General features: G+C 54.0%; 6 protein-coding genes and 1 pseudogene. 3 read left to right on the top strand and 4 right to left on the bottom strand.

The genetic code is table 11. The annotated features are described in order from the left end of the window. Positions 1-103: 103 nt before the first annotated feature. Entirely contained in the window at positions 104-742 is a 639-nt protein-coding gene (gene cofC / locus QCH34_RS03970; protein ID WP_300330465.1) for a 2-phospho-L-lactate guanylyltransferase, read from the top strand. A 5-nt stretch (positions 743-747) separates the two neighbouring features. Here the strand turns inward: cofC and cofE are convergent, their stop codons facing one another. From cofE to glyA, 4 genes are read right to left on the bottom strand one after another with little or no spacing between them, the layout of a single operon-like run. Further along, on the bottom strand, positions 748-1,512 hold the full coding sequence (cofE, locus tag QCH34_RS03965) for a coenzyme F420-0:L-glutamate ligase (protein WP_300330460.1): 765 nt from the start codon (positions 1,510-1,512) through the stop codon (positions 748-750). Continuing rightward, positions 1,509-2,318 (bottom strand): dihydropteroate synthase, encoded by an 810-nt coding sequence (gene folP / locus QCH34_RS03960; protein ID WP_300330457.1) that lies wholly within the window; start codon positions 2,316-2,318, stop codon positions 1,509-1,511. The genes cofE and folP overlap by 4 nt, the downstream gene beginning before the upstream one ends. Next, positions 2,300-3,145, bottom strand: a complete 846-nt coding sequence (gene folD, locus QCH34_RS03955) for a bifunctional methylenetetrahydrofolate dehydrogenase/methenyltetrahydrofolate cyclohydrolase FolD (RefSeq protein ID WP_300330454.1) — start codon at positions 3,143-3,145, stop codon at positions 2,300-2,302. Before folD ends, folP begins: the two co-directional genes overlap by 19 nt. Further along, positions 3,142-4,386, bottom strand: coding sequence for a serine hydroxymethyltransferase (glyA, locus tag QCH34_RS03950; protein WP_300330450.1), 1,245 nt, complete (start codon positions 4,384-4,386; stop codon positions 3,142-3,144). The genes folD and glyA overlap by 4 nt, the downstream gene beginning before the upstream one ends. A gap of 107 nt (positions 4,387-4,493) precedes the next feature. Here glyA and QCH34_RS03945 point away from each other — a divergent pair, with 107 nt between their 5' ends. Continuing rightward, positions 4,494-5,129 carry a hypothetical protein gene (locus QCH34_RS03945; RefSeq protein WP_300330446.1) on the top strand — a complete coding sequence of 212 codons (636 nt, stop codon included), beginning with the start codon at positions 4,494-4,496 and terminating at the stop codon, positions 5,127-5,129. A 22-nt stretch (positions 5,130-5,151) separates the two neighbouring features. Further along, positions 5,152-7,226, top strand: a pseudogene (locus tag QCH34_RS03940) (AAA family ATPase); the annotation flags it as partial.

Here is a 7,226-nt window from a genome sequence, read left to right as displayed (position 1 = left end):
ATTCTTTCCGGGGTGACTCCCCTTCCGCATCGGGGGTATCTCCACCAATGGGAATGAGAGCCGGATCGATTGGTATTAATCCTTGATTGCTATACCCTGATCAATGTACTTCCATGCCCTGATTCCCTTCAAGCCGATCAACCCCAAGACCCGGCTCTCGTGTGTGATGGATCAGCAGGAGCGTGAAGGGTTTGCATATGCAATGCTTCAGGATGTTATATCTGCCGTGAACCGGACAGGGTGCTCGGCAACCCTCCTTTCGACTTCCCCCTATGCCTGCGAGAGTGCACTGGTTGCTGTCAGGGATGAAGGGCTCAACGAGGCGATTGATTGGGCGCTTCCGCAGTTCCACTGCCCGGCATTGATCATCATGGCTGATCTTCCGCTTGTGACCGCAAGAGCGCTCCAGCGGGTGCTCTCAACCGATGCAGATATGGCAATTGTCCCCGGCCGTGGGGGAGGGACGAATGTGATCTTTCTGAAACGCCCGCAGTGTTTCCATGCCCGGTACTATGGGTCGAGTTTTCAGAAGCACCTGGCAATGGCAGAAGAGTGCGGTTTTTCGGTGGATGTGATCGACTCGTTCCGCCTCTCGACCGATATCGATGAGAAGGAGGATCTCGTTGAGGTGCTGATCCATGGAAAGGGTCATGCACGGGAGTACCTGGAATTGCTTGGTTTTTCCGTGATGCATGAGAAGGGCAGGGTCGGGGTGGTAAGGGGCGATCCCTCCCGCACCTGATTGTTTCAACCTCTATTTCTGACAGCGCCCATAAAGAGGCATTCATCAGGGGCGATCGTCTCGATCCCTTCGCCCTCTCCAATCCCAATATCAAGACCACGGACAAGAACAACCGGGATGCATTCATCGGCCTCGCCCATCAAAAGCTCGGCTGCCGATGCAATACAATCCCCGACAGCACGCCTGGTCACCTCGAGCTCCCGACCAAAGAGATCCTTAGTGCCCCGGCAGTCGCCGACAGCTGACATACCCGAACACCCGATGGTAACGCCCGATACGCCAAGCCGCATTGCATGGGTTCTTGAATCGATGACGAGAACCGCCACTTTTCGTTTCGTTCTCTCAAAGATCTCCTTCCGTATCCGGTATGCCGAGGCATTCGGATCAAGGGGCAGGGGAATGATGGTGCCATCCGGGGCATTTGATCCGTCTACTCCGGCATTTGGCAGAAGTGTCCCATCTTTTAAACAGAGGAGAAATCCCGGTATTCCGCCGATCACCTCATCGGATTCGGAGATGACCACCTCGGCAACCCGTGGATCCATAGCATAGCGCTCTGCATATCGAAGGGCGTCGTCTGATGGTATCACATCGTCAAGCGTTATAACACGCCCTTCTGCTGTTGCGAGTGCAGACTCTGCTATGACGATGATATCGTTGTCGTGAATCTCTCCAGCTTCACCGACTGAACCCAGGATCCGCTCAACAATATCGTCTCCCGGCTGTATCAGCCCCGTTTTACATCCAAAGACAGAAAAGGAGATGCTCATCGTCTCCTCATCTCCCCGCAGACTTTAATCAGGTCAGCTGTTTCACGGATATCATGGGTTCTGATCATATCCGCTCCGGAATCGATCAGGAGGGCGGTTGCGGCGAGAGTCCCTGAAAGCCTCTCTTCGGCAGGCTTCCCCAGGAGATCGCCGATGAAACTCTTCCGTGATATCGCACCGAGGAGGGGTTTGCCAAATGTCGCAAACTCACTGAAACGGCGGCATATATCCCAGTCATCCTCAAAGGTGCGCTCCGGTACCCAGCGGCCAACCCCCGGATCGAGGATCAGGTCGCAGATTCCATGCTGTCTGCACCGTTCAATGACAACAGCCAATGTCCGCATCGTTTCGTCAGTACCGCGTGCATCTCCGGGTGCATTCAAGGCTGCCATTGCGATCACCGGGAGGCCGCTCTCTGCGGCAATCATCGCATATCCCTCGTCGGCAAGTCCATGAATGTCATTTATTGCGTTGATATCATACCTGAGGGCAACCTGAAGGGCTTCGGCATGCATCGTATCGACCGAGATTGGAATCTCAAGCCCTTCAAGCTCTGAAAGACATTGTTTCAGCCGCTCACACTCTTCTGAGACGGGAATCTCGCGGCTTCCTGGTGCGGTGCTCCGTGCACCGATATCGATGATATCTGCACCACCCTCAATCATCCGCTCTGCAGCTGCCAGTACCCTGCCAGGGGGAACAAATGATCCTGAAAAAAAAGATTCGGGGCTTGTATTGATGACGCCCATCAGCCGGACCGGATTTTTTCCGCCGATTCCGGTTTTTCCTATAGAAAATGTCCGCATGACCTCATCGTTTCCGCGGCGAAGGTATTCTCCATCAGGGTGGCGATTGTCATCGGGCCGACACCACCCGGTACCGGTGTGATCGCTTTTGCTTTTGCCTCCACCATCGCAAAGTCCACATCGCCGCAGAGCTTTCCATTCTCATCATAATTTGTCCCGATATCGATGACGGTAGCACCCCAGCCGACCATATCGGCGGTGACAAAACGGGGCCGCCCGACAGCAGCCACCAGAATCTCTGCTCTCTGAGTGATAGATGCCAGATCTTTTGTCTTTGAATGGGCAATGGTGACGGTTGCATCGGCATTTGTCAGGAGCGCAGCCATCGGCCGGCCGACCTCAATGCTCCGTCCGATAACAACGGCATTCTTTCCGGCAGGATCGATTCCATATTCGGAGAGGAGCGTCATCACTCCAAGAGGGGTGCAGGGGGAGAATCGGGGGGATCCGGAGAAGAGCCGCCCAAGGTTTGTCGGGTGGAAGCCATCGACATCTTTCAGGGGATCCACCGCCTCGATTACCGCATGGGTATCGATCTGCTTTGGGAGCGGCAGCTGAACCAGGATCCCGCTGATCATCGGATCAAGATTCAGGCGGTGTACCGCATCCAGCACATCCTGGGTTGATGCCCCGGCATCAAGTTCAACGCCAATTGATCCGATGCCAACCCGTTCGCATGCCTTGTGTTTCATCTTTACATAGAGCTGCGAGGCCGGATCCTCCCCGACAAGAACGGTGGCAAGGCGGGGATATAGCCCTGACTCCTCAATCTTCTCTCTCAGAAGTGCCAGCCGCTTCTCCGAGGTCTTCTTTCCATCAAGGATCATACTGCATCAGGGTAAAGTGGGAAACTGCCTGAGAATTCAACAACCTCTTCTCTCACAGCTTTGATGGTATTGGCATCATTGATATTGTTTATGACACGGCCAATCCAGTCGCCGATCTGTTTCATCTCATCCTCTTTCATCCCGCGGGAGGTGACAGTCGGGGTTCCGACCCGGAGTCCTGATGTGACAAACGGACTTCTCTTCTCGCGTGGTATGGTATTCTTATTCACGGTGATTCCTGCTTCCCCAAGTGCATTTTCAGCTTCAAGGCCGGTGATCCCGTGGTCTGAGAGATCGAGGAGGACGAGGTGGTTATCGGTTCCCCCGGAGCAGAGCCTGAGATTATTGTCGGCAAGCGCCTCTGCGAGTACACGGGCGTTCTTTACGACCTGTTTTGCATACTCCTTGTATGAAGGCTGGAGTGCCTCCTTGAAACAGACGGCTTTTGCGGCGATGATATGCATCAGCGGACCGCCCTGCATGCCGGGGAAGACTGACTTATCGATTCCCGGCCCATCCTCTTTTTTGCAGAGGATCGCACCACCGCGGGGACCGCGGAGCGTCTTATGGGTGGTTGTTGTGGTATAGTGGCAGACATCGATTGGGGAGTTGTGAATGCCGGCTGCAACAAGGCCTGCTATGTGAGCGATATCAGCCATGCAGATCGCGCCGACTTCATCGGCAATCTCACCAAATGCCTTGAAGTCTATCTCGCGTGGGTAGGCGGATGCGCCACAGACGATCATCTTCGGTTTTGTCTTCCGTGCCATCTCGGCGATTGCACCAAAGTCAAGTGTCTCACTCTCATAATCAACACCATAACTATGTACCTCATACAGCTTTCCGCTGATATTGACGGGTGAGCCATGGGAAAGGTGGCCGCCCTGGGTCAGGCTCTGGCTCATGATCACGTCGCCCGGTTGGATGGTTGCAAAGTATACTGCCTGGTTTGCCTGGCTCCCGGAATGAGGCTGGACATTTGCATGTTCTGCAGAAAAGAGCTCACAGAGGCGGTCGCGTGCAAGGTTCTCGACCTCGTCATGGAACTCGCATCCGCCATAGTAGCGCTTGCCCGGATACCCCTCGGCATATTTATTGCACATAATTGAACCGGTTGCCTCCATGACAGCCCGGCTTACCACGTTCTCAGATGCGATCAGTTCAAGCCCGAAGACCTGCCTATGGTGTTCTTTTTCGATAATACCGGCGACCTCTGGATCGTCGCGTTGAAGGAATGACATATAAATAGAAATGGCGGTAAAAAGGTAATATCCTTTCTTGTAATCAGTGAGGCAAACCATTATCATCAGTGAGTCAGATCGTACAGAAGAGGGGGAGTGCGCGGGAAATGGATGCACGTATGAAGTTTCTTGAACATGAGCTGGAAGAGAAGGAACGGGAGTTGAAGATGGTGAAGCGCGAGGAAGAACCGGTACATACCGCCACAGCAGATGAGGATGAGAGGATCACCGCACTCGAGCGGAAGGTCCATGAGCTGGATGCCCTGCTCAAAGGAGTGACTGCTGAGATGCTGGATCTCAAATCAGTCACACGGAAACTAACCCGGAATCTTGAGGATCAGGAGATGCGTGGCGGCGATACCGCTTCAGAAGCTCCGCTTCGGAAAGAACCGCGTTCCCGATCGAGGATTGTTCCTGAAGAGGAGCCGGTCCGGGTCCGTGAGCGGCAAGCCCCGCCACCACCACCGCTGGCAACTCCGGGTCCTGAGGCAGAACCTCCGGTGGATACATCGGATATGGAACTGATCATGCAGCCGGATGGCACTCTCAGGCCTGAGAAGCGAAACCGGAATGACTACATTGTGGCGAGCAGTGGCTATGCTCCTGCAACCAGAATGAAGAAGGGTAAGATTGAAAGCAAGATCTATGAGGCCCCCGATGTCGATCCGAAGAGCGGAGTGACGATCTCAAAAAAAGAGAAGGAAGATGATACCTCTCCAAGGACGATCCAGCGGAAAAAATAACCGATATTGAAGGTATGATCGTTTGCACATAACCCTGCTTGAGATCGACAACTTCAAATCATTCGGACGAAAGACGAAAATCCCCCTTGAAACGGGTTTTACAGTCGTCTCCGGGCCGAATGGTTCGGGGAAGAGCAACATCTTAGACAGTATTCTTTTTGCGCTTGGGATCACATCGGCCCGTGGACTCCGAGCTGAACGGCTGACCGATCTCATCAATACCGGCTCAAATAAAAATACCGCCGAGGTGCATGTCAGTTTTTCAGATGGTACCCGGATAACGCGCCGTATCAAGCGGACCGCAAACGGCTATTATTCATATAATTACTTAAATGGACGGCTCTGCAAACAGGGTGATGTCCTCTCTTTCCTTGCCGGACATGGGATCAAACCCCAGGGCTACAATATCGTGATGCAGGGTGATGTTGCCCGGATCATGGAGATGTCGGATATCGAGCGGAGAAAGATCGTTGATGAGATCGCCGGGGTCTCTGAATTCGATCAGAAGCGCGAGCAGTCGATGGCCGAGCTTGAAGTGGTGAGATGGAGGATCGAGCGGGAAGAGATCCTTCTCCACGAACTCATCGAGCGGCAGGAACTGCTTAAAGTCGAGCGGGAAGCGGCGCTTGCATTCCGCCGCCTTCAGGATGAGCTGGATTCCTTCATTGCAAAGAGAAACGTCGTGAAACTTCGTGAGAAGAAGCGGGAAGAGATAGAGATCACAGGGATGATTGCTGATACCGATCGTGCTCTCTCCAGAATAAATGATGATATCGCCCATGACGAGCATGAAAAGGCGTTTCTCCGCGACGAGATGAAGGGAATCGATGAGGAGATCCGCCAGAAGAGCGGACCTGAATATCTCCGTCTCCTCTCGCAGATTGAAGAGTCAAAAGGTGCTATACGGACTTCCGAACAGGGGATCCAGCGAAATACCCGCGATCGTGAAACAAACCTTGAGGCAATAAACCGCAAGTTTGCAGATATCAGGCGTTCGGAGGCAACAGTAAAGGAGAGGACCGAGAGTATCAGGAATCTCTCAATCGACCGGGCAAACCTCGGAATGGAGCTTTCAACCCTGAAAACGAAGATGGAGAAGGCTGAGACTGAACTGAGGGCCGCAAGCAAGGATTCCGAGGGTGCACAGGTCGAGATCTTCTCCTGTATGCAACAGCTTGAAGAACGAAAAGCAGAGCGCTCCCGTCTCCTCTCTGAAAAAGATACGGTTATTGAAAGGAGCAGGATAAGGGTCTCGGAACGTGAGCGGCTTGCTCCAAGGCTTCAGGCAGCACGCGATGAACGGAGCGAAAAGGAACGGGAGATCAGGGAGGCATCAGCCGATCTCGGGCAGATCCGTTCCGTTCAGAAGGTCCACGATCAGCAACTTTCTGCTGTCGAGAAGAAAGCGATGACTCTTCGGGGCTCGTATGAAGAGGTTCGGGCTGAGATCAGATCGCTTGAACAGAAACTGATGCAGCTGGAAGCACGGCAGCAGGCGCATGGTGAGGCAGGGGGCCGTGCTGTTGAGGCGGTCCTCGGGATGGACGGGGTGCACGGGACTATCGCACACCTTGGAAAAGCACCCCCCGAATATTCAACCGCACTCAATATTGCTGCCGGAGGGAGGCTCAACCATGTTGTCTGCCAGGACGACTCCATTGCAGCCGATGCGATCCGGTTCCTCAAGGAGCAGCGCCTCGGAAGGGCAACGTTCCTTCCTCTTTCAAAACTGAGGGTGCCGCCCCCGCTTCCCCCGCTTTCAGGTGATGGTGTCATCGACTATGCAATCCGGCTGATCGAATTCGATCCCGCATATGAACGGGCATTCTCCCTCGTCTTTGGAACCTCGATCGTCGTTGATACGATGGAGCATGCACGAAAGCTTCTCGGCAGGCACCGGATGGTCACCCTTGAGGGTGATCTCCTCGAACGCACCGGGGCGATGACCGGCGGCTCGGTGAAACGTGATATTAAAGGGTTTGGTGCCGCCGTCGATCGGGATATGGTGGAACTCCGTGAGCGGCTTGCCGGACTCCGGCAGGAAGAAGAGGAACTTGCTGCATCGATTTCACGACAGAATACTGCGGTTGAAACACT

Source organism: Methanocalculus sp. (assembly GCF_029762515.1).
In the GTDB taxonomy this organism is placed as follows: domain Archaea; phylum Halobacteriota; class Methanomicrobia; order Methanomicrobiales; family Methanocorpusculaceae; genus Methanocalculus.
This window is presented reverse-complemented; position numbering and strand designations above follow the sequence as displayed.

Excerpts from the sequence above, each read along its gene's own strand:
- cofC (WP_300330465.1), top strand. The coding sequence starts at position 104 with ATGTACTTCCATGCCCTGATTCCCTTCAAGCCGATCAACCCCAAGACC.
- cofE (WP_300330460.1), bottom strand. The coding sequence starts at position 1,512 with ATGAGCATCTCCTTTTCTGTCTTTGGATGTAAAACGGGGCTGATACAG.
- folP (WP_300330457.1), bottom strand. The coding sequence starts at position 2,318 with ATGCGGACATTTTCTATAGGAAAAACCGGAATCGGCGGAAAAAATCCG.
- folD (WP_300330454.1), bottom strand. The coding sequence starts at position 3,145 with ATGATCCTTGATGGAAAGAAGACCTCGGAGAAGCGGCTGGCACTTCTG.
- glyA (WP_300330450.1), bottom strand. The coding sequence starts at position 4,386 with ATGTCATTCCTTCAACGCGACGATCCAGAGGTCGCCGGTATTATCGAA.
- QCH34_RS03945 (WP_300330446.1), top strand. The coding sequence starts at position 4,494 with ATGGATGCACGTATGAAGTTTCTTGAACATGAGCTGGAAGAGAAGGAA.